Annotated in this window: 27 protein-coding genes and 1 riboswitch; of the genes, 26 read left to right on the forward strand and 1 reads right to left on the reverse strand. The window is 46.8% G+C overall.

The window, feature by feature from the left end:
- The first annotated feature begins 67 nt into the window (after nt 1-67).
- From HW560_RS17105 to sigF, 6 genes are all read left to right on the forward strand, one after another.
- Nucleotides 68-958: a tyrosine recombinase gene (locus HW560_RS17105; protein WP_179264032.1), complete on the forward strand. Its 891-nt coding sequence runs from the start codon at nt 68-70 to the stop codon at nt 956-958.
- A 188-nt stretch (nt 959-1146) separates the two neighbouring features.
- Nucleotides 1147-1971, forward strand: a complete 825-nt coding sequence (locus HW560_RS17110) for a purine-nucleoside phosphorylase (protein ID WP_090900713.1) — start codon at nt 1147-1149, stop codon at nt 1969-1971.
- A 306-nt stretch (nt 1972-2277) separates the two neighbouring features.
- On the forward strand, nt 2278-3399 hold the full coding sequence (locus tag HW560_RS17115; RefSeq protein ID WP_256222220.1) for a D-alanyl-D-alanine carboxypeptidase family protein: 1122 nt from the start codon (nt 2278-2280) through the stop codon (nt 3397-3399).
- A 143-nt stretch (nt 3400-3542) separates the two neighbouring features.
- Complete coding sequence (gene spoIIAA / locus HW560_RS17120; protein ID WP_036663380.1) at nt 3543-3896, forward strand: anti-sigma F factor antagonist; 354 nt, start codon at nt 3543-3545, stop codon at nt 3894-3896.
- Nucleotides 3893-4348, forward strand: a complete 456-nt coding sequence (gene spoIIAB, locus HW560_RS17125) for an anti-sigma F factor (RefSeq protein ID WP_062324397.1) — start codon at nt 3893-3895, stop codon at nt 4346-4348. The genes spoIIAA and spoIIAB overlap by 4 nt, the downstream gene beginning before the upstream one ends.
- 14 nt (nt 4349-4362) lie before the next feature.
- On the forward strand, nt 4363-5118 hold the full coding sequence (sigF, locus tag HW560_RS17130) for an RNA polymerase sporulation sigma factor SigF (protein ID WP_109998526.1): 756 nt from the start codon (nt 4363-4365) through the stop codon (nt 5116-5118).
- Between the two features lie 88 nt (nt 5119-5206).
- Here the strand turns inward: sigF and HW560_RS17135 are convergent, their stop codons facing one another.
- On the reverse strand, nt 5207-6139 hold the full coding sequence (locus HW560_RS17135) for a DMT family transporter (RefSeq protein WP_179264034.1): 933 nt from the start codon (nt 6137-6139) through the stop codon (nt 5207-5209).
- Nucleotides 6140-6248: 109 nt separating this feature from the next.
- Between HW560_RS17135 and HW560_RS17140 the strand changes: the two genes are divergently transcribed.
- The 20 genes from HW560_RS17140 to HW560_RS17235 all read left to right on the forward strand — a co-directional run bounded on the left by HW560_RS17140 (nt 6249) and on the right by HW560_RS17235 (nt 25985).
- Nucleotides 6249-7139 carry an AraC family transcriptional regulator gene (locus tag HW560_RS17140; RefSeq protein WP_090900705.1) on the forward strand — a complete coding sequence of 297 codons (891 nt, stop codon included), beginning with the start codon at nt 6249-6251 and terminating at the stop codon, nt 7137-7139.
- Nucleotides 7140-8318: 1179 nt separating this feature from the next.
- Nucleotides 8319-8975, forward strand: coding sequence for a stage V sporulation protein AA (locus tag HW560_RS17145; RefSeq protein WP_090900702.1), 657 nt, complete (start codon nt 8319-8321; stop codon nt 8973-8975).
- Nucleotides 8962-9384, forward strand: a complete 423-nt coding sequence (locus HW560_RS17150) for a stage V sporulation protein AB (protein ID WP_063565738.1) — start codon at nt 8962-8964, stop codon at nt 9382-9384. The genes HW560_RS17145 and HW560_RS17150 overlap by 14 nt, the downstream gene beginning before the upstream one ends.
- A gap of 83 nt (nt 9385-9467) precedes the next feature.
- Entirely contained in the window at nt 9468-11078 is a 1611-nt protein-coding gene (locus tag HW560_RS17155) for a spore germination protein (RefSeq protein ID WP_090902520.1), read from the forward strand.
- Between the two features lie 104 nt (nt 11079-11182).
- Complete coding sequence (gene lysA, locus HW560_RS17160) at nt 11183-12514, forward strand: diaminopimelate decarboxylase (protein WP_090900699.1); 1332 nt, start codon at nt 11183-11185, stop codon at nt 12512-12514.
- Nucleotides 12515-12737: 223 nt separating this feature from the next.
- Complete coding sequence (locus tag HW560_RS17165) at nt 12738-13169, forward strand: peptidylprolyl isomerase (protein WP_024630947.1); 432 nt, start codon at nt 12738-12740, stop codon at nt 13167-13169.
- A gap of 146 nt (nt 13170-13315) precedes the next feature.
- A riboswitch (FMN riboswitch) is annotated at nt 13316-13479 on the forward strand.
- Nucleotides 13480-13948: 469 nt separating this feature from the next.
- Nucleotides 13949-15052, forward strand: coding sequence for a bifunctional diaminohydroxyphosphoribosylaminopyrimidine deaminase/5-amino-6-(5-phosphoribosylamino)uracil reductase RibD (ribD, locus tag HW560_RS17170; RefSeq protein WP_179264036.1), 1104 nt, complete (start codon nt 13949-13951; stop codon nt 15050-15052).
- Between the two features lie 49 nt (nt 15053-15101).
- A complete protein-coding gene (ribE, locus tag HW560_RS17175) occupies nt 15102-15770 on the forward strand; it encodes a riboflavin synthase (protein ID WP_090900696.1) in 669 nt (222 codons plus the stop codon).
- Between the two features lie 57 nt (nt 15771-15827).
- Nucleotides 15828-17066: a bifunctional 3,4-dihydroxy-2-butanone-4-phosphate synthase/GTP cyclohydrolase II gene (locus HW560_RS17180; protein ID WP_090900693.1), complete on the forward strand. Its 1239-nt coding sequence runs from the start codon at nt 15828-15830 to the stop codon at nt 17064-17066.
- An 84-nt stretch (nt 17067-17150) separates the two neighbouring features.
- On the forward strand, nt 17151-17618 hold the full coding sequence (gene ribE, locus HW560_RS17185; protein ID WP_062324408.1) for a 6,7-dimethyl-8-ribityllumazine synthase: 468 nt from the start codon (nt 17151-17153) through the stop codon (nt 17616-17618).
- 102 nt (nt 17619-17720) lie between these two features.
- Nucleotides 17721-18521 (forward strand): segregation and condensation protein A, encoded by an 801-nt coding sequence (locus tag HW560_RS17190; RefSeq protein ID WP_024630942.1) that lies wholly within the window; start codon nt 17721-17723, stop codon nt 18519-18521.
- On the forward strand, nt 18490-19152 hold the full coding sequence (scpB, locus tag HW560_RS17195) for an SMC-Scp complex subunit ScpB (RefSeq protein ID WP_090900690.1): 663 nt from the start codon (nt 18490-18492) through the stop codon (nt 19150-19152). The genes HW560_RS17190 and scpB overlap by 32 nt, the downstream gene beginning before the upstream one ends.
- Nucleotides 19153-19341: 189 nt before the next feature.
- Nucleotides 19342-20073 carry a DUF2953 domain-containing protein gene (locus tag HW560_RS17200; protein WP_090900687.1) on the forward strand — a complete coding sequence of 244 codons (732 nt, stop codon included), beginning with the start codon at nt 19342-19344 and terminating at the stop codon, nt 20071-20073.
- A gap of 277 nt (nt 20074-20350) precedes the next feature.
- The gene (gene ytfJ / locus HW560_RS17205) at nt 20351-20845 is read left to right on the forward strand and encodes a GerW family sporulation protein (protein ID WP_090900684.1); all 495 of its coding nucleotides are present in this window, start codon (nt 20351-20353) and stop codon (nt 20843-20845) included.
- A gap of 131 nt (nt 20846-20976) precedes the next feature.
- Nucleotides 20977-22164, forward strand: a complete 1188-nt coding sequence (locus HW560_RS17210; RefSeq protein WP_090900681.1) for a D-alanyl-D-alanine carboxypeptidase family protein — start codon at nt 20977-20979, stop codon at nt 22162-22164.
- A 42-nt stretch (nt 22165-22206) separates the two neighbouring features.
- Entirely contained in the window at nt 22207-22809 is a 603-nt protein-coding gene (locus tag HW560_RS17215) for a nucleoside recognition domain-containing protein (RefSeq protein WP_371129172.1), read from the forward strand.
- 6 nt (nt 22810-22815) lie between these two features.
- Nucleotides 22816-23349 carry a spore maturation protein gene (locus HW560_RS17220; RefSeq protein WP_062324415.1) on the forward strand — a complete coding sequence of 178 codons (534 nt, stop codon included), beginning with the start codon at nt 22816-22818 and terminating at the stop codon, nt 23347-23349.
- A 65-nt stretch (nt 23350-23414) separates the two neighbouring features.
- On the forward strand, nt 23415-24233 hold the full coding sequence (locus tag HW560_RS17225) for a S1 family peptidase (protein WP_090900675.1): 819 nt from the start codon (nt 23415-23417) through the stop codon (nt 24231-24233).
- A 221-nt stretch (nt 24234-24454) separates the two neighbouring features.
- Entirely contained in the window at nt 24455-25204 is a 750-nt protein-coding gene (locus tag HW560_RS17230) for a pseudouridine synthase (RefSeq protein ID WP_024634051.1), read from the forward strand.
- Between the two features lie 253 nt (nt 25205-25457).
- A complete protein-coding gene (locus HW560_RS17235) occupies nt 25458-25985 on the forward strand; it encodes a redoxin domain-containing protein (RefSeq protein ID WP_063568320.1) in 528 nt (175 codons plus the stop codon).
- Nucleotides 25986-25993: the final 8 nt, after the last annotated feature.

Here is a 25993-nt window from a genome sequence, read left to right on the forward strand (position 1 = left end):
AGCCAGGGATGCAAATACGGAAGCAGGTTGCCCGTGTGGCAGTCCTGTCAGATGAGGAGCGTTGTGCATGAAGCAGACGATACACGCCTATGCCTTATACTTGGAAGAGGATAAAGGGATGTCGAGCAGCACGCTGGAATCGTATCTTCGGGACGTGGACAAGTTCATCGAATTTGCGGATAAAGAATACGGTATCCGGGAAGCGGAGCAGGTGCGCCGGACGCATGTTATCCTGTTTATAGGCCAGCTGAAACAGGCAGGACGTGCGAATGCAACCATTGCCCGCAGCGTCGTATCCCTGCGCTCCTATTTTCATTTTTTGATGCGGCGTGGTGACATATTACAGGACCCTACGTTTGATGTGGAGGCTCCAAAAGCAGACAAGACACCGCCGCAGGTGTTAACCATCCAAGAGATCGAGTTACTGCTCGCGTCCCCTGATACTCATTCACCGCAAGGGGTGCGTGACCGGGCCATGCTGGAATTATTGTATGCGACAGGCATTCGTGTATCCGAACTGATTGCACTGGATGTGCGGGACGTACAGCCAGGCATGCGCTTTATTCGCTGTGGAGGTGCTGGTAAAGAACGAATTTTGCCAATCGGTGCACCAGCAGCAGAGTGGGCAAGTGTTTATGTGAATGAGTACCGCAATCGGCTAATCAAAAATGAGACGGACGAGCAGGCTCTCTTTGTCAACGTGTCTGGTAGACGATTAACCCGGCAGGGCTTCTGGAAGCTGCTCAAAAAAGCAGCGATGGATGCGGGAATCTCGGGTGAAATCACACCACATACGCTGCGTCATTCCTTTGCGGCTCACCTGATTGCCAGTGGGGCAGATACGCGTGCGGTGCAGGACATGCTCGGTCATGTGGAGCAACCTGGGCAACAGTATGGGCATCATGGCCGCAAAACGATGAAAGAGATTTATGAATCTCATCATCCGCGGGCAAAATAGTTTGTACTTGGTTACAAATCTGAAAAAAAGCAGAACAATAGTCCGAATTAGGATAAAATAAATTAAACACATTTAAACGCCGTTATACATAAGCAAATGCATCATTTCAGCGTGTAGTTAGCGCGTAGTTTGGATTGATACCATTTGCGGATACAGACGGATCGTTTCAACTCAAGGGGGAACATCTTATGACAGCATTAAACCAACAGATGATTTTGGAAGCGGCATCTTATATCCAAAGCAAAAGTACGATTAAACCGGAAGTCGGTTTGATTTTAGGTTCAGGACTTGGCATTTTGGCAGAATTGATTGAAGATGGCGTCAGCATCGCTTATCAGGATATTCCGCATTTTCCGGTGTCCACAGTAGAGGGACATGAAGGTGAATTGCTGGTGGGAACCATCAAAGGCCGTCCGGTCGTGATGATGAAGGGTCGTTTCCACATGTACGAAGGATATGGTCCTGAACTTACTGCCTTCCCGGTGCGAGTTATGAAAGAATTGGGTGTAACTTCCTTGCTCGTAACGAACGCTGCAGGTGGAGTGAATACCTCATATGAAGCTGGTGACCTGATGCTGATCTCGGATCATCTGAATCTCACAGGCAAGAATCCGTTAATCGGACCGAATGACTCCGCACTGGGAGTTCGCTTCCCGGATCTGTCCGAAGCATACAGCCGTCGTCTGCGTGCGCTGGCGAAGGATACAGCCGCGTCACAAGGTTTTGATGTACGTGAAGGTGTATACGCAGGTATGCTCGGTCCAAACTACGAGACACCGGCTGAGATCGTGATGCTGCGTACGCTGGGTGCGGATGCTGTCGGCATGTCTACCGTTTCTGAGGTTATCGTAGCACGCCACGCCGGCCTGGAAGTACTCGGTATCTCTTGTATCAGCAACATGGCTGCCGGCATTCTGGACCAGCCGTTGTCCCATGATGAGGTAATGGAGACGACAGAGCGTGTTCGTGAATCGTTCCTGGCCCTTGTACTGGCTGTTATTCCACAAATGTAATTGTAACTGATCAATAAGAAGAGGCGATTTACCTAATGTGATTCATTGGGTGGGTTGCTTCTTTTTTTTCCTAAACGTGCTGCTCAACTGCTCAGTGAGTGCCAGCTCGTATGTTTGTGTTTCACACGGATTACATAAAAAGTTCGGGAAATCATTCTTTACATGGAATAATTTACTTCAATCGGGCCGACAATGATTAGCAGTACATGCATGGAACATGCAGTAAGCAAGTCATTTGAGGAGGTAACCCTAGTGAAGAAACGAATAATGGCATCGTTCATGACCCTTTGTATCCTGCTGCCCTTGATGGCATCAACCGCGCTGGCTGAAGAGACTCCCAAAGCAGCGGGTGGAACCGATTTGGCCCCGTCGGCACGCTCCGCCATTTTGATGGATGCAGATACGGGCACTGTCATTTTTGAAAAAAACAGTCATGATCAGCTGCCTCCGGCGAGCATTACGAAAATTATGACCATGCTGCTCACCATTGAAGCGGTCGACTCTGGCAAGCTGAAGCTGACGGATAAAGTGAGAACGAGTGAATATGCCGCATCGATGGGCGGATCACAGATTTTTCTGGAACCCGGGGAAGAGATGACGGTCGACGATATGCTAAAAGGTATTGCTATGGCTTCCGGTAATGATGCCTCTGTAGCGATGGCTGAGAAACTTGCCGGTTCGGAGGAAGCCTTTGTGCAACTGATGAATGATCGCGCGAAGGAACTCGGCATGAAGGATACGCATTTTGCCAATTGTAACGGCCTGCCGGTAGAAAACCATTATTCTTCCGCCCATGACATTGCGGTCATGAGCCGTGAACTGCTGAAGCATCCGGGGATTACGAAATATACCGGTGCATACCAGGACTACCTTCGTAAAGATAGCGAGAAGCCATTCTGGCTGGTGAATACGAACAAGCTGGTTCGTTTCTACTCCGGTGCGGACGGGTTGAAAACAGGATATACTTCCGAAGCTAAGTTTTGTCTCTCGGCTACCGCGATGAAGGATGGGTTGCGCACAATTGCGGTAGTACTTGGAGAACCGAATACCAAAACACGGAACAGCGAAGTGTCCTCGATGTTTGATTATGCTTTTGGGCAATACACGATGAAAGCTCTGTACAAGTCAGGGGACCTGCTGGGCAGTCTGAAAATTGAAAAAGGTGAAGTTGCCGAATTGCCGCTGAATGCAACGCAAAATTATAGTGTGCTGATGCGCAAAGGTGCGAAATCGGATGAGATCCGTCATGAATTGCTGATGGCCAAAGAAGTGAAAGCTCCGGTCAAAGCAGGTCAGAGTGTCGGTAAGCTAGTCGTCTACCAGGGCAATGAAGTCATCAAGGAATTTGATATAAAGGCTCCGCAGGATGTGGACAAGGCTGGCTGGTGGAAGCTGTTCAAACGCACAACCTCCAATCTGTTTGATTAAACGGCGATTTATGCAGGTTACGTACATCCTTTGAACATATTTTGTAGTTAAATAGGGGTTTTCTTCTAGTTTTGTCGGGGGGCAGGAAAAGCCTTCGGGAACGTAGAAATCCTTGTTCAAGACAGGGAGGAGAGTGAGCAAACGTGAACTTGCATGTGGAAATGGAACATCACCGCGGGATTCTGATTGTACGATTATCCGGGGAGCTGGATCACCATACAGCTGACATGGTACGGATGCAGATGGATGAAGCCATCCAGCGCAGACAATGCGAGCATCTGGTACTCAGCCTGAAAGATCTGCAATTCATGGACAGTTCGGGTTTGGGTGTCATTTTGGGAAGATACAAGCTCATTAAGAATAAAGGCGGCAAGATGGTTGTCTGTGATGTCAATCCGCCAGTGTATCGTTTGCTGGAAATGTCGGGTTTGTTCAAGATTATGCCGATTTACGAAAATGAGGGAACTGCTCTCTCGGGTCTGGAGGTCGTCTCATGAATGAAGGAACGGGGACAAATTTCATGAATCTGCAATTCGCGGCCAAGTCGGAGAACGAATCGTTCGCACGGGTGACGGTTGCTGCCTTCATCTCCCAGCTTGATCCTACGATGGACGAGCTTAGCGATCTGAAGACGGTCATTTCGGAAGCCGTAACGAACAGCATCATCCACGGTTACAACAACAATCCGGAAGGTGTCGTGTCCATTCAAGCGGAGATTCGCGATGACATGATCACCATCATTGTGGAAGACCGCGGTGAAGGCATCGAAGATCTTGAATTGGCGAAACAGCCGCTGTATACGTCCAAACCCGAACTTGAGCGCTCGGGCATGGGCTTCACCATTATGGAAAACTTCATGGATGAATTCGAAGTCAGCAGTGAGCCCGGCAGAGGCACCTCCATCAAGATGAAGAAAAGGATTGAATCCAAGAAAGCATTGTATAATTAGGGGTTGGTGGTCTTATGGATGCTGAAGTGAAACAGTCTTCACAGACCTATTTGGACGATGCCGAGGTCAAACGGCTGATTGCGCTCAGTCAGTCGGGTGACCATGTCGCACGGGATACGCTGGTGAACTGCAACATCAGACTCGTCTGGTCCGTCGTACAACGTTTTATGAACAGGGGATATGAGCCGGAAGATCTGTTCCAGATTGGTTGTATCGGGCTGCTCAAATCGGTGGATAAATTCGATCTCAGTTATGATGTAAAATTCTCCACCTATGCTGTCCCGATGATTATCGGAGAAATTCAGCGCTTCCTGCGGGACGACGGCACCCTTAAGGTCAGTCGTTCACTGAAGGAGATGGCGAATAAAGTCCGCAAGAAAAGGGATGAGTTGTCCAAAAACCTGGACCGTCTGCCCACGATCAAGGAAGTAGCCGCGGAGCTGGGGGTAACCCCGGAGGAAGTTGTTTTTGCCCAAGAAGCGAACAAACCGCCAACCTCCATACATGAGACGGTGTTTGAGAATGATGGCGATCCCATTACACTAATGGACCAGATTGCCGACGAGTCTCAGGAACGGTGGTTTGACAAACTGGCGCTAAACGAAGCGATTGGCGGTCTCAGTGAACGGGAACGGCTGATTGTATATCTCCGGTATTACCGAGATCAGACTCAGTCCGAAGTCGCCAGCAGACTGGGGATATCCCAGGTGCAGGTGTCACGGCTGGAGAAAAAAATACTTCAATCCATCCGCGACCAGATCGCACAGTGATTTTGGATTGCAGACAACAATATTGGTGTTAAACTACCAATATACGACAACTAACAACCTTCTATCGCGCATTAATATGCGAGGAAGGTTATTTGTCGTTAGCCTGAATGGGTTTGGGACGATTCGACTGCAACAATACTATCAATCCAATGATACATACGGTTCCCAGCCATTGAAATAATCCAAAGGGTTCATGTAACCAGATAACAGTGGTGCCAACGGCAGCAAGTGGCTCCGCACTTCCCATTAGACTTGTTTCTTTGGCTGACAAACTTTTTAAACTTTCGATATAGAACCAGAATGCAATCATCGTCCCGAAAATAATGGTGAAGGCCAAATATCCGTAGGTTTCCAAACGCAAGCTGGCAAAGTCCAAGTTCCACGGTGGGTGGATGAGACTCAGTGCAGCACCTCCGATAATCATTGCCCAGCCGACTACCACGAGTGAATCAAACTTTTCAATCAGTTTCACGGCGTAGAGGGTATAGAAGGCAGCGGTGACTCCGGATAACAACCCCCACGAAACTGCGGGTAAAGGCACAGACAATTGGGAGAGAGAACCATTGGTCAGCAGGAGAAAACACCCGCTCAAAGCCAGAATCGCTGATATAACATCCTTTCTAGTCAGAGCAGCCTGTTTTCGCCAGATCATATAGACCATGATCATGACTGGTGATAGATATTGAAGGAGTGTCGCCACCGCGGAGTTGCCATGTTGAATAGACGCCATGTACGTATATTGAACAGCGAGCATCCCGAGTAATCCGAAAATGATTAGCTGCAAGGCTGTTTTTTTCTGCTTCCACATATCGAAAATTTGCGAGCGCCTTGTGGTGAAGGACTGAACCGTCAGCAGCAGTATACCAGCAATCAGCAGTCGAACTGTTACAAACCAGTTGACTTCAATTCCGTATTGTTGAAACAGCTTTTGTGAAACCGTTCCACCAATTCCCCAGCATATCGCTCCTGTAAGAACAAAGAACAGGCCAGATTTTCTAGATCTTTGAATAGATGCTTTCATGGATAGTTCCCTCACCTTAAATATAAGAATAGTGCTATATTAAAATGAAATAGGCTATAATAATATCAATATCGCACAGATAAATATCATTATATTGAGATGAGGAAATATGCTTAAGACAGAATTCAGGATTGATCAAAACGGGAGAGAGCTGACGGAGCATCGTACGGTTACACTGCCTGTGGCATGTTATGAAACCACGATTGTACGTAATGTTCACGGGCATATTCCTTTGCACTGGCATGATGAATTGCAGTTTGTTTTGGTTGTCCAGGGAGAAGCTCTTTTTCATGTGAATGATCAAAAGGTCATTGTGTCGCAAGGCGACGGGCTGTTTATCAACAGTGGTTGTATGCACATGGCAGAGGAACAGGGTAAGAATGATCATTGTATTTATCTTTGCCTTAATGTTTCTCCTCATTTTGTTGTGCCTTCCGAGCTATATTTGAAGTATGTTCATCCTTATATCTCAGCAACCAATTTACCTTATCTTCATATCAAAAGGGAACTTTCCTGGGGAGCTCAAATCCTTAACGGTATTCGACATGTTAAAAAGGACCTGAATGAGCAGGCTCCATTTTACGAAATGAATGTGGCTTCAAGCCTTTTGACGATATGGAAACATCTGATTACAAGCGGATACGCGCTGGAATATGATCCATCCGAAATCATTAGAAGCAAGCGAATGAAGGACATGGTTGAATGGATTCACCTGCACTTCGCTGAACCCATCCAATTGGAGGACATTGCAAGGGCAGGTCAGTTAAGCCGCTCGGAAACCTGCCGTTATTTTAAGCAAATGCTGAAGATAACCCCTGTGCAGTATGTAATCGATTATCGCATCCAAAAGAGCGTGGAGCTGCTACAACTCCAGGAACGCAGTATTACCGAGATTGCTTATGAAGTTGGGTTTAATAGCACGAGCTATTTTATTAATCAGTTTCGCAAAACCATGCAAATCACCCCGTTAAAGTTTAGAAGAGAAATGGTCAATCCATAAGATGTTCTCCTCTCAATAAGTCGCTAAATTAGCGGCTTTTTTTGTTTTTTTGAATTAATCATAAAAGAAATGTAAAAGAGAAAAAGCTGTAATTAATCCAGCTAATAAAATCTTCTACTACCGTCTTCCCTGCATCATTATTGCAGGCCTTTGGAAAAAAAGGGACCCGTGCAGCGGAGGGATGGAATCGGACAAAAGGAGCGAAGCGTGAGGGTTTGTCCCAAGGATACACATAAGCAACTAAGGCGGTAGATTAGACCTGAAGAAGCGAAGTATACTCGAGCGTGTCCAGAGTAAGCAATTGAGCTGTATCCTTAATGTGCGAGAGTGTGTCCTTCATGAACGAGCAAACGCTGACGAATCTGAGGCGTCTTATTCAAGGATTTGGAGCGCTCGCAGAAATCTAAGAAACCTGAGACACGTTATATCAGGATAAACAGTCGCTTGCAGCTCTTTTTCAGGAGATTTTGGGAAATAACGTGTCTGATGTTCTTTACAATTTAAAAAGAGGGCTCAAAGGCCGAATAAGACGTCCTGTGTTCCTTAGAAAATCGTCTGACAATTCGTCAAAATCAGCCAGCCTCAACATTAAGACCTTTGGGACCCTGACATCCATTATGGTATAGGTTGTCTGAATTTGAAGACATACACTAGTAGAAATCAAACCAAAGAATTTGGAGACAACAGCGATCGGAAGGTTGGTCTGCCATCGGAGTTTCTGGATGCTTTTTTCCTCATACCTCACCCCTGAAAGTTTATTGCAGGCCTTTGGAAAAAAAGGGGACGCGTGCAGCGGAGGGATGGAATCGGTCAAAAGGAGCGAAGCGTGAGGGCTCGTCTAAGGATACACATAAGCAACGAAGGCGGCAGATTAGACCTGAAGAAGCGAAGCGTTCGCCTAAAAGCTTTCTGAAAGAAAGCTACTTCGAAAGCCTACACTGTCTCCGAATTTCTACACAAGTAGAAATCAATCAAGAAAATTTGGAGACAACAGCGATCGAAAGGTTGGTCTGCCGTCGGAGTGTCTGCGTGTATCCTCCCCCCCGAACAACAGCGACCGATGGCCGATCCATCTCGAAGCGCCCGCAGGGTCCAACCAACCTTTTTCCAACCAAAATGTAATAAATTTTCACATTCTTCAAATACTAACCTAAATTACGCAGTAAAGGAGTGTTTCGGATGTCCCTGACACCCACTCCAACGGTCTATGTTCGTTTGCGCAGCCGTATTCGTATCCAAAGGGGCCGAAGTATCAAGCTTGGGGATGTAGCTCACTTGCTCACCTCTCCCGAAGAACAGGAAGGGAGGATGCTTGAGCTTGAATTGATGCGTCCCGGACCGGAGGACGGCAATCTGATCCTCATTGATATATTGCAGATTATCCCCGAGATCCGTCGTGCCTTGCCAGATGTCACCGTTGAATTAATCGGATCGGGTCATACGCTAGTTGAGGTGGTTGTGGGAAGTGGCAAGCCTTCCAAATCTCTGTTCATCCTGGTGTGGCTGCTGCTTTTCTTTGGCTCAGCATTGACCATTATGAATTTTCATGCGGACGTAAACATGCAGGAAGTTCAGATTCGAATTGTAGAGATGATTACAGGTCGCCGGGATGAGCATCCGTATCTGTTTCAGGTGGCGTATTCCCTTGGGATCGGGTTTGGCATGGCGGTGTTTTTCAATCATTTATTCAAGAAAAAGTGGAATGAAGAACCTACCCCTTTGGAAGTGGAAATGTTCCTATATCAGCAAAATGTAGACAAGTATGTGGTGATTGAAGAAACCGAACGTATGCATGACGAGGAACGCAGGGAGATGAATGCGGATGAGCGTTCTTAACGGAGCAATCAGCATTGTACTGGGCATTGCGGGGGGGATCGCGGTAGGGAGCGGTGTGATTGCGCTTATTCTCGTGCTTGATATGATCCCCAGACTAGCTCAGCTTACGCGGACCTACGACAAAACCCATTGGTATGAAGGGGCTTTGATTGGAGGTTCGCTGCTTGGTACCGTTGCGGATTTTTGGCACTGGAAAGTGCATGGAGCGCTGTTGCTCAGCCCGATCATCGGACTGTTTTGCGGTGTGTTCATCGGACTGCTTGCGGCGGCACTAACTGAAGTGCTGAATGTACTGCCAGTGCTGGCGAAACGACTGGGCATGAAATCGTATTTATTTGGATTGCTGCTTGCTATGATTTTGGGGAAGATGACAGGTTCACTGTTTGACTTTTTTGTATACCAGCGTTAAAACGTTAGGCCTAAGGAGGATGGGAAATGGACGTAAGATCGGACAACGACGGGCATGACTCCAGCGAAGCAACATCCGAAGAGATGAAGCATAAATCTCCTTATGAGATTCAGGAGGAAGAAGAAAAGAAGGCTTACGATAAAAAGAAGCAAAATGAAATGTCTGACAGTATCGAGGAATCGGTAGAATATTGGCAGGAAAACGACGATATTTCCCCTCGCATGAGTGATAACAAATATACGCTTCAGCAAGTGTTGGGACTTGGAGAGTCCTTTGATGTGAATATGAGGGAAATGGTCTTGGGTGGCAAACACGTTGGATTACTGCTGCTGACTGGGTTTGCGAAGGATGAGATTCTACTTGAAGTGTTAAAAAGGCTAACTTATCTGACACCGGACCAAGTGTCCGGACACGCGTTGAAATCGTATTTTGAATGTTACATTCCTCATATTCAAGTTGAGCGAGTGGAGAAAATGAGCGCCGTCATTAACAAGGTCCTCACAGGCATGAGTGCCATGTTTGTCGAAGGGGACCGTTCTGTCATCATTATGGATACCCGGAGCTATCCGGTGCGTTCCCCGGAGGAACCTTCGCTGGAGAGAGTGGTGCGCGGTTCAAGAGACGGATTTACGGAGACACTTCTGACCAACGTGGCGTTAGTGCGCCGAAGAATACGGGACCCAGGATTAAAATTTGAAATTATGCAGGTCGGACGCAGATCGCAAACGGATGTCTGTGTTGTATATATTGACGATATCGTGGACAAGGTTCAGGTGGATTCCGTTCGTGAAAAAATCAAACGAGTGAATATCGACGGCATCCCTGCTGCTGATAAGCAGCTTGAAGAAGCAATTATTAATAAGGGGTGGCACCCGTATCCATTGGTTCGTTATTCGGAACGGCCGGATGTGACCGCTTCTCATCTGATGGAAGGGCGAGTTGTCATATTTGTAGATACTTCACCCAGTGTGATGATTCTGCCCACGACCTTTTTTGATCTGTGTGAGCATGCGGAGGAGAACAGACAGACCGCTTTTATGGGGACCTATCTGCGATGGGTACGATTCGGGGGCATTTTGATATCCCTTTTCCTGTTGCCTCTGTGGTTACTGATGGTGATTGACCCGGCGATTAAACCCGTTGGTATGGAATTTATCGGTCCACATAAAAATGCAGAGCTTCCTCTAATTCTACAGTTCCTTCTCATTGAATTTGGGGTCGATTTATTACGGATGGCGGCTGTTCATACGCCCACGCCACTCGCGTCGGCCATGGGGTTGATTGCAGCGATTCTGGTTGGAGATATCGCTGTGAAAACGGGTTATTTTGTGGATGAAGTTGTACTGTATATGGCGATAGCCGCAATTGGCATGTTTGCAACTCCCAGTTATGAGCTTGGATTGGCCAATCGCTTGGTGAGGTTGTTTTTGCTGGTGGCCGTGGCGATTTTCAAGGTCCCTGGCTTCGTAGTCGGGACGACGTTCATTATTGTGGCTCTCACCTTGCATCGCTCCTACAACTCTTCGTATCTCTGGCCATTCATACCGTTTAATGCAAAGGCTTTGGGTAACTTTTTGTTCCGTTTGCCGCTGTTGGAAAATAAAAAACGTCCTTCAATCAACAAAACGCGTGACAATACCAAAATGGACAATGATCCGGACGGGGAACTGCAAAAAAGTAAAAAACACAAATGATCTGCCGAAAAATCCATTCTTCTCATTTTCTAATTTGATATACTGGTGTAAAATCATTGGAATAACAGCTGTTCCAGTATATAAAAAAGTGAGGAATGCAGATTATGTATTTACATGGTACAAGTAAAATAAATGCACAGGGACATCTGGAAATTGGCGGAGTCGATACAACCGACTTGAAAGCACAATTTGGAACTCCCCTGTATGTTGTGGACGAGCAATTGGTTCGTGAGCGCTGCAGAGAGTACATGGAAGCGTTCCGTGCTTCAGGTCTGGGCTTCCAGGTTGCTTATGCAAGTAAAGCATTCTGCGTAATGGCGATGTGTGCCCTTGCTGCGGAAGAAGGACTTTCCCTGGATGTTGTATCCGATGGTGAATTGTTCACCGCACTGCAAGCCGGTTTCCCGGCAGAGCGTATTCACTTCCACGGCAACAACAAAACGCTGGAAGAGATCGAAATGGCGCTTGATGCAGAGATTGGCTGCTTCGTTGTGGATAACTTCAATGAACTGCACTTGCTGCAAGCTGTAGCCGCAGACAAAAATCGCAAAGTTAACATTTTGCTGCGTGTGACGCCTGGTGTTGAAGCGCATACGCATGAATATATCTCGACAGGACAAACGGATTCCAAATTTGGTTTCGATATCGGAAACGGAACGGCATTTGAAGCCATTGAATTGGCTTCCAAGCAGTCAAATCTGGTATTGCTCGGTGTACATTCACACATCGGATCACAAATCTTCGAAGTTGAAGGCTTCCAAATGGCCGTTCAACGCGTTGCTGAGTTTGCAGCAGCTGTGTATGAGCGTCTTAACGTGGCATTCAAAGTGGTTAATCTGGGCGGTGGCTTCGGTATCCGCTATATTGATGGAGATACACCACTTGAAGTTTCACAATACGTAAAAGCCATCACGGATGCGGTGAAAAATCATTTTGCTCAAATCGGCTATGCTGTGCCTGAGATCTGGGTTGAACCAGGCCGCAGCATTGTAGGTGAAGCGGGAACAACACTCTATACCGTTGGAACAAGCAAAGATATTCCAGGGGTTCGTAAATACGTTGCTGTGGATGGTGGAATGACAGACAATCCACGTCCAGCACTGTATGAGTCCAAATATGAAGCTGTATTGGCAAACCGTGCAAATGAGGCTGCTCAGGAAACGGTATCTGTTGCTGGTAAATGCTGTGAGAGTGGTGATATGCTGATCTGGGATCTGGACCTGCCTAAAGTGCAAAGCGGCGATCTGCTCGCAGTAGCTTGCACAGGCGCGTACAACTACTCTATGGCAAGCAACTACAACCGGATTCGTCGTCCGGCAGTGGTATTTGTCAAAGACGGTCAAGGCGATGTTGTCGTACGCCGTGAGACGTATCAGGATATCATCCAGAATGACCTGGTGCCTGAGCGCATTGCAAAGCAACCAGTTACCCGTTAATTAAAGGATATCTAACGGAGCTCTATTATGAAGAAGACAAAAAAGGACACTCCTTTTTTGTCTTCTTTTGCATCTTTAGGGCAGGATTTTGAAAAAATCTTGCTGATTATTTTGCGATCAATCCATTTTCAGTGTACACTAAGAAAAGTGCTATAAAGCTTGGCCCAGGGTCATGCGTTCTGGCACCATTAACGATGGTCAATACGAAAGGAGTCATTTACATATGGCGAAACAAGCGAAAATCAAAATGGCAAACGGCGGAGAAGTTGTAATCGATTTGTTCGATCAAGAAGCTCCAAACACAGTAGCAAACTTTGAGAAACTGGCTAACTCCGGTTTCTACAACGGTCTTGTATTCCACCGTGTTATTCCGGGCTTTGTAGCTCAAGGCGGATGCCCTAACGGTTCCGGTGCAGGCGGCCCAGGTTACACAATCAACTGTGAAATCAACCCGAACAAACATGAGCGCGGAACATTGGCTATGGCACATGCAGGCCGTAACACAGGCGGAAGCCAGTTCTACATCTGCTACCAACCGCAACCACATTTGGATGGACAACATACTGTATTTGGTAAAGTAACCAAAGGTATGGAGTTCGTGGACGCTTTCGAAGGTCGCGACAAAATGGAAACTGTTGAAGTAGTAGAAGCTTAATCAATATCCGTATGTAAACCGTTTCGCAATGAGCGAAGCGGTTTTTGTTTACACTTAAGCTTATTAAAAGTTAGTATGTGACAAAAAGGAACAAAAAACAATTGATTTTTTGACGTTAAAGTGCTAACATCCAATTAATAACGCAACGAATCCTTCAGGGCAGGGTGTAATTCCCTACCGGCGGTGATGCAGTATGTGAGGATATCTTTCCAGCATTGATGCAAAGTCCGTGACCCGTCTGCCTGTGGCAGATGGCTGATCTGGTGTAATTCCAGAACCGACAGTATAGTCTGGATGGGAGAAGGAGAGGGTGCCGTCCTTAGGGACCGCATTCCGCAGGAGTGTTGCTGTACAGTTTTTGATGAATTCATTTCCTGTGCAGGGAGAAATCCGGATACTTCCGGCAATCTTCATACATATGCCACATCATAGAAGCTCTTTACCTGTAATTGAAGTTCATTAAGGTATGTGTCTGCTTTCACTTGCCTGAAATGAAGTTTTGGGCGATGTGTTGTTGGCAATGTATCAATAGTACTGCTGGTGACACATGTCTCTCATCATCCCCATCGAACGGTTTGTTCGACGGGGATTTTTTAATATCAGTAAAGTAAAAACTTCGAAGTATGATGCTCTTGATATTGCAAGAAAAAATTCCGCTAAACGCGGTCTGGCTTCCTTGGAGTACTTCGATAGACGTTTTTTCTTATTGGATATGGAACATGCCTCTCTGTTGGAAGGGAGGTCTATAACTTGAGATTTTAACCGTGGGGTGAACGGACTTGGAAATGATTAATGATGAATTTTATATGGCGCTGGCACTGGATATGGCAGAGCGGGCACAAGGACAGACTGGAATCAATCCGGTAGTAGGTTGTGTCGTTGTTAAAGAAGGACGTATCGTGGGCCTCGGAAGTCATCTCAAACGGGGAACGGGTCATGCAGAGGTTCATGCGCTGAACATGGCGGGCAGTGATGCGGAAGGCAGTACAGTATACGTTACGCTTGAACCCTGTAGCCATTATGGCAAGACTCCACCATGCAGTGAACGTCTCATTCATGAGAAAGTGAAACGTGTCGTCGTATGCTGCGAAGATCCGAATCCGCAAGTCTCAGGCAGAGGGATCAGCATGCTGCGTCAACAAGGGATCGAAGTTGAAGTTGGAGTGCTGCGTGAGCGCGGAAGACGGATGAACGAGAAATTCATCAAATACATTACAACAGGTCTCCCCTTTGTAACTTTGAAGACGGCCTCTACTCTGGATGGCAAAATCGCTACGCGTAGCGGTGACAGCAAATGGATCTCTAACGAGTCAGCTCGCGAGATTGTACACGCGCTTCGTCATCGCCATCAAGGAATTATGGTTGGTGTGGAAACGGTCATTGCAGACAATCCCGAACTCACGACTCGCTTGCAAGTGGAAGGGATCAGCCCGGTACGAATTGTGGTCGATTCCAAGCTACGTCTGCCTGTAGGAGCCAAAATGGTTAAGGATGGCCTTGCACCAACCTGGGTGCTTACAACGGATGAGGCGAGCCCTAAAGCCGCTGAGCGGCTTGAGGCCTATGGGGTGGAGATTATACGTTGTGGTCCAGGACCACGTGTTGATCTGCTAAGTGCACTCAGCAAGCTCGGTGAGCGTGAAATTGGTTCGATTCTGCTTGAAGGCGGGGGTACTCTGAATGGTGCCATGCTGGAAGCGCGATTGGTAGATCGACTGCTCATGTTCATTGCTCCGAAAATTGTCGGAGGATACGAAACACCAGGCAGTTTCCGCTTCGAGGGTGTTGAGCGCATGAGTCAGGCGATTCAATTGCATCAGCTGGAAATTGAGCAAGTTGGAGATAATATTAGCATTGGCGGAATTCCGGTTTGGCCTGAATAAATGAATTGATTGAATTAACAATAACGAAATAAATAAAGGAGGCGGTAGCATGTTTACCGGTTTGGTGGAAGAAGTCGGTCAGATCCGGCGTATAGGTCGGAAAGGCGAAGCGATGGTCCTGAATATCGGAGCTTCCGCCATCATGAACGACTTGAAGATTGGCGATAGTGTAGCCGTAAACGGGGTATGCTTAACTGCGACTACCCTGGAGGGTGGCGGTTTTACTGCTGACGTGATGCCTGAGACATATCGACATACCAATCTTAGTCAATTGCAATCCGGAAGCAAAGTTAATCTGGAGCGAGCCATGTTGTCAGGTGGTCGTTTTGGCGGGCATATCGTTCAGGGCCATGTCGATGGCACTGGGGTCATTGGCAGCATTACACGTGACCAGAATGCGATTGTTTTCGAGATCAAACCTGATGATACGCAACTGTTCAAATATCTGATACCCAAAGGGTCTGTAACCCTGGACGGAATTAGTCTGACCGTTGTGCATACTTCACAGACCGCATTCACTGTATCCATTATTCCACACACCATTGGTGAGACCGTATTAAATGTGAAAAAGACGGGGGATACCATCAATATTGAGTGTGATATTTTGGGCAAATATGTGGATCATCTGTTGCACTATGGTAAGGGACATCAGGAGACAGGTACGGGCAAGCCGAGAAGTATCAGTGAGGATTTCCTTGCTAATCACGGATTTGCTTAACAAATCGTAATTGCTTAACTACAAATATAAATTGAAATAGATACTGGAGGGGGACCTATGTCAGAGAAATCCATTCTGAATTCTATTGAGGAAGCCATCTACGATCTCATGCAGGGTAAACCGGTTATTGTGGTGGATGATGAGGATCGGGAGAATGAAGGTGACTTTATCGCTTTGGCGGAAAAGGCTACACCTGAAGTGATCAATTTCATGATTACCGAAGGCAGAGGTCTGGTGTGTGTTCCCATTACGCAGCAACGTGCCGATGAACTCAACCTGAAACCTATGGTCCAGCAAAATACGGACTTTCATGGGACGGCTTTTACCGTCTCTGTAGATCATAAAGATACCACAACGGGCATCTCGGCTCATGAACGCTCCATTACAGTTAAGGGTCTAATTGATCCCGAAGCGAAAAGCGGAGATTTCCGCAAGCCGGGCCACATGTTCCCACTTATTGCTAAAGATGGCGGTGTGCTACGACGCGCGGGCCACACGGAAGCGGCTGTAGATCTCGCCATTATGTGCGGTTCCTATCCGGCAGGTGTAATCTGTGAAGTGATCAAGGAAGATGGCACGATGGCCAGACTTCCGGATCTACAGGAGATCGCCCGCAAGCATGATCTGAAGCTAATCAGCATTCAGGATATGATTCGGTACCGGAATGAGAAGGAACAGCTGGTTCAACGCGAAGTAGCTGTACGTATGCCAACGGACTTTGGTGAATTCCAGGCGGTGGCCTACACCAATGCGGTGGACAACAAGGAGCATGTTGCTTTGGTTAAAGGCGAAATTGATGGTTCGAAGCCTGTATTGGTCCGCGTACACTCCGAATGTCTCACAGGGGATGTTTTCCATTCCCATCGCTGTGACTGTGGTCCACAATTCGATGCAGCTTTGAAACAGATCCATGACGAAGGCAATGGCGTCCTGCTCTATATGAGACAGGAAGGACGAGGCATTGGACTGATCAACAAGCTCAAAGCCTACAAACTGCAAGAAGAAGGTCTGGACACCGTGGATGCCAATCTGAAGCTTGGGTTTGCTGCCGATCTTCGAGATTACGGCATTGGTGCCCAAATTCTCAAGGATCTTGGCGTTCGTCAAATCCGTTTGTTAACCAACAATCCACGCAAAATTAAAGGGCTTGAAGGTTACGGACTTGAAGTGGTGGAACGAGTTCCGATTCAGATGGAAGAGAACGAGGATAATACGGTTTACCTGCACACGAAGCAGGCAAAACTCGGCCATATGCTAAAGTTCGACGATATCGAGCAGAATGAAGAAAAAAACTGAGTAGCTTTTCTGAGTTAAATAAGTGAAATATTTGCCGAAGATCAGCTGCATACATCATATAATACAATTAGGGAGATGACTTGAATGCCACACTTTTTTGAAGGACATTTGGTATCAGAAGGATTAAAATATGGAGTGGTTGTAGGACGTTTTAACGAGTTCATTACAAGCAAATTGCTCAGCGGAGCACTGGATGCGTTCAAACGTCACGGTGTACAAGATAATGAAGTGGATGTAGCGTGGGTTCCAGGAGCTTTTGAAATCCCGTTGATTGCACAAAAAATGGCTGAAAGTGGAAAATATGATGCAGTCATTACGTTGGGGACGGTTATCCGTGGTTCAACAACACATTATGATTATGTGTGTAATGAGATGGCTAAGGGTGTAGCCGCAATTAACCTGAAAACAGGCGTACCTACAATCTTCGGCCTCGTTACAACAGAGAATATTGAACAGGCCATTGAACGTGCTGGAACAAAGGCAGGAAACAAAGGCTGGGATGCAGCTACTGCCGCGATTGAAATGGCGAACTTGACGAAACAGCTAAAATAGTGCTTATTTAATATAGTGCCCTGCTCTGCGCAGACGAAAACGGGAGACCGGATTCGGCGGCTTAGCGGGGGTTTTTATTTTTCTGGCGGGAGGATTCGTCTAGTGACGGTAGTTACATACAAACTGGAGACTTTTGAAGGGCCTTTGGATCTGCTGCTTCATTTGATCGATAAGGCAGAGATTCATATCCAGGATATTCCCATCAGCGATATTACCGATCAATATATGGCGTATCTGCATTCGATGCAGGAGCTGGAGCTGGATATTACGAGTGAATTTTTGGTAATGGCAGCAACATTGCTGTCAATCAAGAGCAAACTATTACTGCCCAAACCACCGGTAATCGAGGATTTTGAGGATTATGCATATATGGAAGATGAAGATTATGATCCACGTGCCGAACTGATTGCACGTCTGATTGAATATCGCAAATACAAGGGAATTGCGCGTCACTTGCACGAACGGGAGTGGGAACGCAGCCTTATTTTCTCCAAAGAGCCCGAGGATTTGCGGCCGTATATGCCTGTAGAAGCACAATCGAATCCGGTAGAGGGTTTGCATACCTCTGATCTGATTGCAGCCTTTCAGAAGGCGCTGCGTAAGGCGGAGAAGCGGACAACCGTAACTCGGATCCAGCGGGATGAAATCTCGGTTAAGGATCGCATTCGCGATGTTATCGGCGCGTTGGAAAGTATGGGACCGGGGGGCAGGCTGTTATTCTCCAAGCTGCTGGATAACCAAATTTATCGGCATGAGATTGTCGTAACTTTTCTGGCGGTGCTGGAGCTGATGAAGATGAAGCAGATTGTCTGTTATCAGGAGCGGATGTTTGAGGATATCGTTATGGAGTGGAGAGGGGAAACAAAGAATCATGGATTTTCCGAAATTGAAATCGATTATTGAAGGCCTGCTGTTTTTGTCCGGAGAAGAAGGTCTGAGTATCAAACAAATCGCCGAGATCGTGGATCAGCGAGCCGAACTGGTATCGGATGCGATCGAGGAAATGATCGCTGAATTTGCCAAGCAGGGACGAGGCGTACAAATTCTTAAAATTGCAGGGGTAGTCCAACTGGGGACATTACCGGAACATGCAGCTTATTTTGAGAAATTGGCTTATTCACCTGCACGTACCTCTTTATCCCAGGCGGCTTTGGAGACGCTCGCTATTGTGGCGTATCGTCAGCCTATCACGCGGGTGGAGATTGAGGAGATCCGTGGCGTAAAATCCGAACGTGCCATTCATACCCTTGTGAACAAGGATCTCATTCAGGAAGTGGGACGGGCTGAGGCCATTGGACGCCCAATTCTATATGGCACTACCAAGTCCTTCCTGGATTACTTTGGCTTGGCTTCGCTCAAAGATCTGCCTGAGCCAGGGTTGTTTGAAGATTCCGAGAACCTGGAGGAAGAAACACAGCTGCTTTTTGAAAAATTGGATGTGCAGCATGTGGATCTGGATCTTGATAATACAAATCTTGAAGATGATACAAATGCAAACGATATTAATAACGAAGATGATCCTTTGAACTCATAACTTTGCAGTCTGGATCGATCCAAAACCGGTACCCTGTCGGAGGGCCGGTTTTTTTGACGTGGTAAACGGAATGTATTACAAGGTGGTTGTGCAAAGATTAAATGGAATTTTCAGGTCAGACGTGAATTTTTTCCTATATAGAGTGTCATACTAGACGAGAAAAGAATTGAGGGCTTGGAGGTAAGGCCTGTGTGGATTTGGCTTGGAGGAATCGGCTTGTTGATCGCACTGCTTCTTGTCGCAGTCCTCATCTCGTATGTTCATGTGCATTTTACATTCAGGAAACACAATCATGATGATTATGCCAAGATTACGGTTCGTCTGCTATATGGCATTGTGCGTATTAACTATGAAATTCCTAGTATCGTCTTTCGGAATATGAAGGAAGGTTTCCTTGTGAAGACGGAGCAGCGAATGAATCATTCGAGGGGCGAAGCCCAGAGCAACGAGCGTGTTAACAAACGTAAAGTCAAAAAATGGGCTAAGGATGTAAAGATCATGCTCAGGGCAACGGAAGCATTAAAGCTCTGGATCAAGCAAACGCTCACTCGTGTACATATGACTCACTGGTCCTGGTCCACTCGCATTGGCGTCGGCGATGCAGCATATACGGCTGTTCTCATAGGTTGGGTGTGGAGTATCAAGTCGATCATCATTGGATACCTCTCTTATCAAATCCGTTTTGAACAAACGCCAAAGTTACAAGTTGTGCCGGTGTGGGAAGACGAGATGGAGTTCCAAACCGAGCTGGATTGGAAACTAAAGATCCGGATCTCAGCAGTCATGATCGCAGGACTTACGTTGTTAACCCGAGTGCTTCAAGTTGAGGGAGGATGGCGGATGTGGTTCAAACTCCTACAAGAACAACGTCGCAGACGCAAACTAAAGCTCAAGAAACAACACAGTAAATCGCACATATGAGTGCATGTATTGTTCCGTGTTATTTAGCTTTCATGAAAATGATTGCGGGTGCGAGTGGAACAATGGCTCTTGGCTGGATCTATTCGGTAGTTAAAGTGAAGCCGAGTATGCGACAATTTTCTACAGTTTGCTTGCAACTGCCTGGTTTTATTTTGCCGAGTCAGCGGTTTGAAGTATTGAGGTTTAGTTAAATGGCTGGCTTACATAAGTCCCTACAAGTTTGGGGATGATATGGTTAGCTCAAACCTAGCTTAAATTGAAACTGGAGGGAATTCAAATGTCAGATCATCCAATTCAAGGCTTAATGGAAACCGCAATGGAAAATATCAAGGCCATGGTGGATGTCAATACAATCGTGGGCGATGCGGTTGAAACACCTGATGGTACCGTAATTTTGCCGATCAGTAAAGTAGGATTCGGATTCGCTGCGGGTGGCAGTGATTTTCATGTGAGTGATGGAAGCAGCAAAGGTGGAAACGGTGGTAGCAGCGGAAACAGTACTACTGAGCATGCCAGCTCCGCATCAGTTGCCTCACCATTTGGAGGAGGAAGTGGGGGCGGCGTATCCATTCGTCCTATCGCATTCCTGGTAGTTGGCAAACAGGGCGTTCATATCGTGCCGCTTGACAACTCAACGCATCTGTTTGAGAAACTGATCGATTCCACACCGTATGTGATGGACAGAATTCAGGACATGTTCCGCAATCGTAATACAGCACAATCTGCCGAGTCCGGTATTCCTGTCACACCTGATCCTTCTACGTACAGCTAAATGATTCGTCTAAAATCCCTTCCGCAGCGCATGCGAGAGGGATTTTTGCTGTTTTCTAACACTGGGACATACTTCGGGTTGTCCAGACATAAGCTAGTACAAGATTCCAAGTGACCCGGAGGAATGAATCGATGCGAAAATTAATGAAATTTATGGCGTGTATGTTTGTACCTTTGTTTCTGTTTCCCTCTATTGGGCTTGCTGAAGCCCAGGGAACCATACCTGGCCCCTCAAACCATGCGCAAAGCGCTGCTCTCATTGATGTGACTTCAGGCCGAATATTGTACAGCAAGGATGGGGATAAGGAACTCAGAATTGCCAGCTTAACCAAAATCATGACAGCAATTGTTGCGATTGAACACGGTAAACTGGATGACAAAGTAAAGGTAACTTCTTCGGCTTTTGCCAAAGAAGGCTCGTCCATCTATCTCAAGCTGGGTGAAGAAATGACGCTGGAAAATATGCTGTATGGGCTGATGCTGCGATCAGGCAACGATGCGGCCTCGGCGATTGCTGAACATGTCGGTGGATCTGAAGAAGGTTTCGTGCTGTTAATGAACAAAAAGGCAGAGCAAATGGGTCTGACGCATTCCCATTTTATGAATCCCCATGGACTTGATGCAGACGGTCACTACTCTACCGCCAATGATCTGGCACGCTTAACCGCGTATGCGCTCAAGAATCCGGTTTTCAAACGAATTGTAGCTACAGAGAACAAATCAGCTCCAAATCCGAATGAGAGCTGGCAGTACTCCTGGCAAAACAAAAATAAAATGCTGCGGTTGTATGAGGGAGCCGATGGCGTAAAGACCGGATATACCAAAAAGGCGTTCCGTTGTCTCGTCAGCTCGGCTACTCGCAATGGACAACAGCTTGCTGCGGTAACCCTGAACGACGGCGATGACTGGAATGACCATGCTCGCATGCTGGATTTCGGTTTTGAAAACTTCCCTTTGGTGGAAATTGCAAAAAAGGAACAGCCTGTACAGAACACGGATGTAGTCACAGGTCGCGGGTTCACCTATCCTCTGGCGAAGAGTGAGACAGCCTCATTGGCGAAAAAGCTGATTTTACTCGAAAACCGTGCCCAGAAGGGTTCGAAGGGAGATGCAACATCGACAGATCCTTCCTTTGGACTGGCCGGTCGAATTGATATGCAGCTTGACGGAAAACTTGTAGGTTCTATTCCTGTGTATCGCAAAGGAAGTTATATTCCGCCGGAGCCGAAGGCAGAGGATGCAACTCTGGGGGGGATTGGTGAAATTTCTACCTGGGCTTCCGCATGGCGTGCAGTATTAAGCCATTTGTTATCTCCATAATGAGGGGAGGGTTATCCTTTGATCAATGTAATCTGGCTTCTCATGATTGTAACCGGCTTTGCTTTTGCAGCAGCACAAGGCAAAATTGAAATTGTTACACAGGCGGCTTTTGATGGAGCAGCAACCGGAGTAACGGTATGTTTTGGGCTGATCAGTGTGCTCGTGTTCTGGATGGGCATGATGAAAATGGCTGAGGATGCCGGGCTGCTGGGCCGAATTGCGAAGCTGTTGGGTCCGGTTGTTGCCTTTCTGTTCCCGGATGTTCCGCGGAATCATCCAGCTATGGGCTATATTTTATCCAACATGAGTGCCAATCTGCTCGGCCTAGGCAATGCGGCAACCCCAATGGGGATCAAAGCCATGCAGCAGCTGCAAGAGCTGAATCCGGATAAACAAACGGCTTCCCCTGCCATGTGTACTTTGCTGGCTCTGAATACGGCGAGTATCACTATTATCCCGACAACCCTGATAGCTATTCGTCTTAATTATCATTCCGCGAACGCCACGGAAATTGTAGGCACAACGCTAATGGCAACCATTATTGCAACATTTGCAGCCATCGTAGCCGATCGCTGGTACCGAAACAGGGCACTTCACAGGCCGCCGCGTGTACATAAAAGTGATAATCCCGGTATGAAAGGATGAGCAACGTTGTTAACCTTCATCAACTGGATTTCCGTCTGGGCCATTCCGGTTATCATCGCGTTTGTTCCATTATATGCGTTTACCAAAAAGGTCCCGGTCTACGAGTCTTTTGTTGATGGGGCCAAAGATGGTTTCTCTACGGCAATCAGCATTATTCCCCATCTGGTAGGCATGATGGTAGCGATCAGTGTATTCCGTGCCTCCGGTGCATTGGATTATGTGATCAGTCTATTCGCACCACTTGTGTCCTGGATGGGGGTTCCGGGAGAAGTATTGCCACTCGGTATTTTGCGTCCTTTGACCGGGACAGGCTCGCTTGCTTTTACGACAGATCTGATCAAAACGTATGGTCCTGACTCGATGATTGGCCGCATGGCTTCTACGATTCAAGGCAGTACGGATACAACACTATATGTATTGACAGTTTATTTTGGAGCGGTAGGTATACGTAATGGTCGATATGCGCTCAAAGTTGGGTTGTTTTCCGATGTGGTTGGTTTCATTGCTGCCTTGGTCATTTGTTTAATTGTATTTGGGTAAAAAATATGCCCTCTCCTTCCGATATACGAATTATGCTAGAATGAAAGCGGAGGAGAGTGAGAACCATGCAAAAGAGTTGGAAAAGAATGCTCCGCTTTGGGATGTCAGGCATGCTTGCCATTGCGTTGCTTGCAGGACAGACGGGATTGGCTGCGGCTCAAGCCGTTAATACGATTCATTTTACAGGTTACTTCGATAAACAGTTACGTGCTCAGTTGGCCGTTACAGCGGATTCTTTTCCAGTTGTGAACGTACGTCTGGTCAAGCAGGATGAACCCGATACAGTATATTATGATGTAGGTACATCCATACTGATCTCCAAGGATGAGGTGCTAACCAACTATCATGTCATTCAGGATTATGCTGAACTGTCTGATGGGGATGAAGGCACACTTACTGTAGCAAGCCCAGGTCATCTGGACAAGCCGGTTAAAGCGAAAATCGTTAAAACAGATCCGGTGACAGATATGGCATTGCTGAAGCTGGACAAAGAAATCGACGCACAACCGGTGACGTTTGCAAATGCGAAAGATAATCAAATCGTCTATACCATCGGTTTTCCTAAAAATTCCGCCGGGGAACTTGTGCTGTTGGACGAACAATTCCCTTCAACTTTCAATACAATCGCCAAAAGCCGAGTATTTAATTCACAGGATTCGGACGTTCCAGGCAAGAAGGGCATTGGCAGTATCGTAAAATCAGTGGCACAAGGCAATTCAGGTGGCCCTGTTCTGGATCAGAACAATCGGGTTATTGGCATGATGACCTTTGTATACGGAGGACGTACTTATTATATTACTTCCAAAACGTTGCAATCCTTCATTAAAGAAAGTGAATCCCCTGGAAAAAAACAGGTCGTTGTTGCAGGTAAAGTATCCAGCTAACCTTATTCACATTGCATTGGTTACATACGGTTGAAATTGAACGGCTCACCTTAACGCTCCTGTCGCATACAGGCAGTGAGAGGGTGAGCTTTTTTGGACTGAATTTATAGCTAAATGCAGCTTAAAAGGTCTTTACAACCCCTGCGTTAACAAAATCGATGGATTATCCTTGTGATTTCCGGCCTTGATGGGTATCATTAGTGTGAGGTGACATGACAAACATGGAAAGATTACAAAAAATTATCGCACAGGCAGGCATTGCATCCCGCCGCAAGAGCGAGGAACTGATCCTGTCCGGCAAAGTAGAAGTTAACGGGGAGGTCGTAACCGAACTGGGTACGAAAGCGAACCCCGAAGAGGATATGATTACGGTTAATGGTAAACCGATCCGCAGTGAAAAGAAAGTGTACATGATGTTGAACAAACCGAAGGGTGTTATCACAAGTGCTTCAGACCCGGAAGGTCGGAAAATTGTATCCGACTATCTTAAAGGTGTCAAAGAACGTGTGTATCCCGTTGGTCGTCTGGATTATGACACAGAAGGCTTGCTCATTCTGACCAATGATGGTGAATTTGCTCATTTGCTCACGCATCCGAAGCATCACGTACCGAAGACGTATCTGGCAACGGTTAAAGGGGTTCCCCATGGTACTGCCCTGGAGAAATTAAAGACAGGCATTATGCTGGATGACGGCATGACCGCTCCTGCAGAGGTTGAATACAAGGATGTCGATACGGCAGGCAATGAAGCTGTAATCTCCATCACGATTTACGAAGGACGTAACCGTCAGGTTAGACGTATGTTCGAAGCGATTAACCATCCGGTAACACGTCTGAAACGGATTTCGTTTGGTGGCATTTTGCTTCAAAACCTGAAACGGGGACTCACACGCAATCTAACCAAAGAAGAAGTCAACAACCTGATTACGCTCGCAAAATCAGAACCCGCCAAAAAAATGAAAAAAAGGTAATGTGAGGACACATAATTTTCATAAAAGCGCCGCAGTTTTGTGACGGAATTCGCTATAATTGTTCATAGGATGTTCACAGTTGTCCAAGACCGTTATATGCGAATGCTAGTCACTCAAGCTTTTTGCATAAATCCCCGGAGCGACTTTCAATCCGCATGAGTTAGATCGAAATGGTTTTAATCGTCTAATTCTTGTACCCGGGAGCGTTTAGAATCAAATTATGCAAAATGCTGAATTAAAAGGGGAGCAGCACATGGGGAAATCAAGAAGAGCGGTGCAAATCGTCATTTTGTTATTGATCCTGGTGTTGGGCGGATATGCGATTACTACATCGGTATCCGGCTCGAATGGCAAGCCAAAAGAAGGGGACAAGGCTCCTTCTTTTGAACTGCTGGGCCTGGATGGACAAGTTCATACGTCTGAGGAATACAAAGGCAAAGCCATGGTAATCAACTTCTGGGGAACTTGGTGTGAGCCTTGTGTCAAAGAGATGCCTGCGCTACAAGCTCAAGCGGACAAATGGAAGGACCAGGGTGTGCAATTTGTTGGTATCAATGTTGGGGAAGACCAGATGACCGTGGAAAATTTTGTTCGACAGGTGGGCGTTACGTTTCCGATTATGCTCGACCGTGACAAAAACTCGATCCGGGATTTCGGTATATCTCCGATGCCAACGACATTTTTTGTCTCCGACACGGGTAAAATCTCCACCATTCATATCGGTCAACTTGATTTGGACACACTTGACGCTCAAATTTCACAATTGGCGAAACAGCCCTGACAGGAGGT

The sequence above is a fragment of the Paenibacillus sp. E222 genome, from assembly GCF_013401555.1.
In the GTDB taxonomy this organism is placed as follows: Bacteria; Bacillota; Bacilli; order Paenibacillales; family Paenibacillaceae; genus Paenibacillus.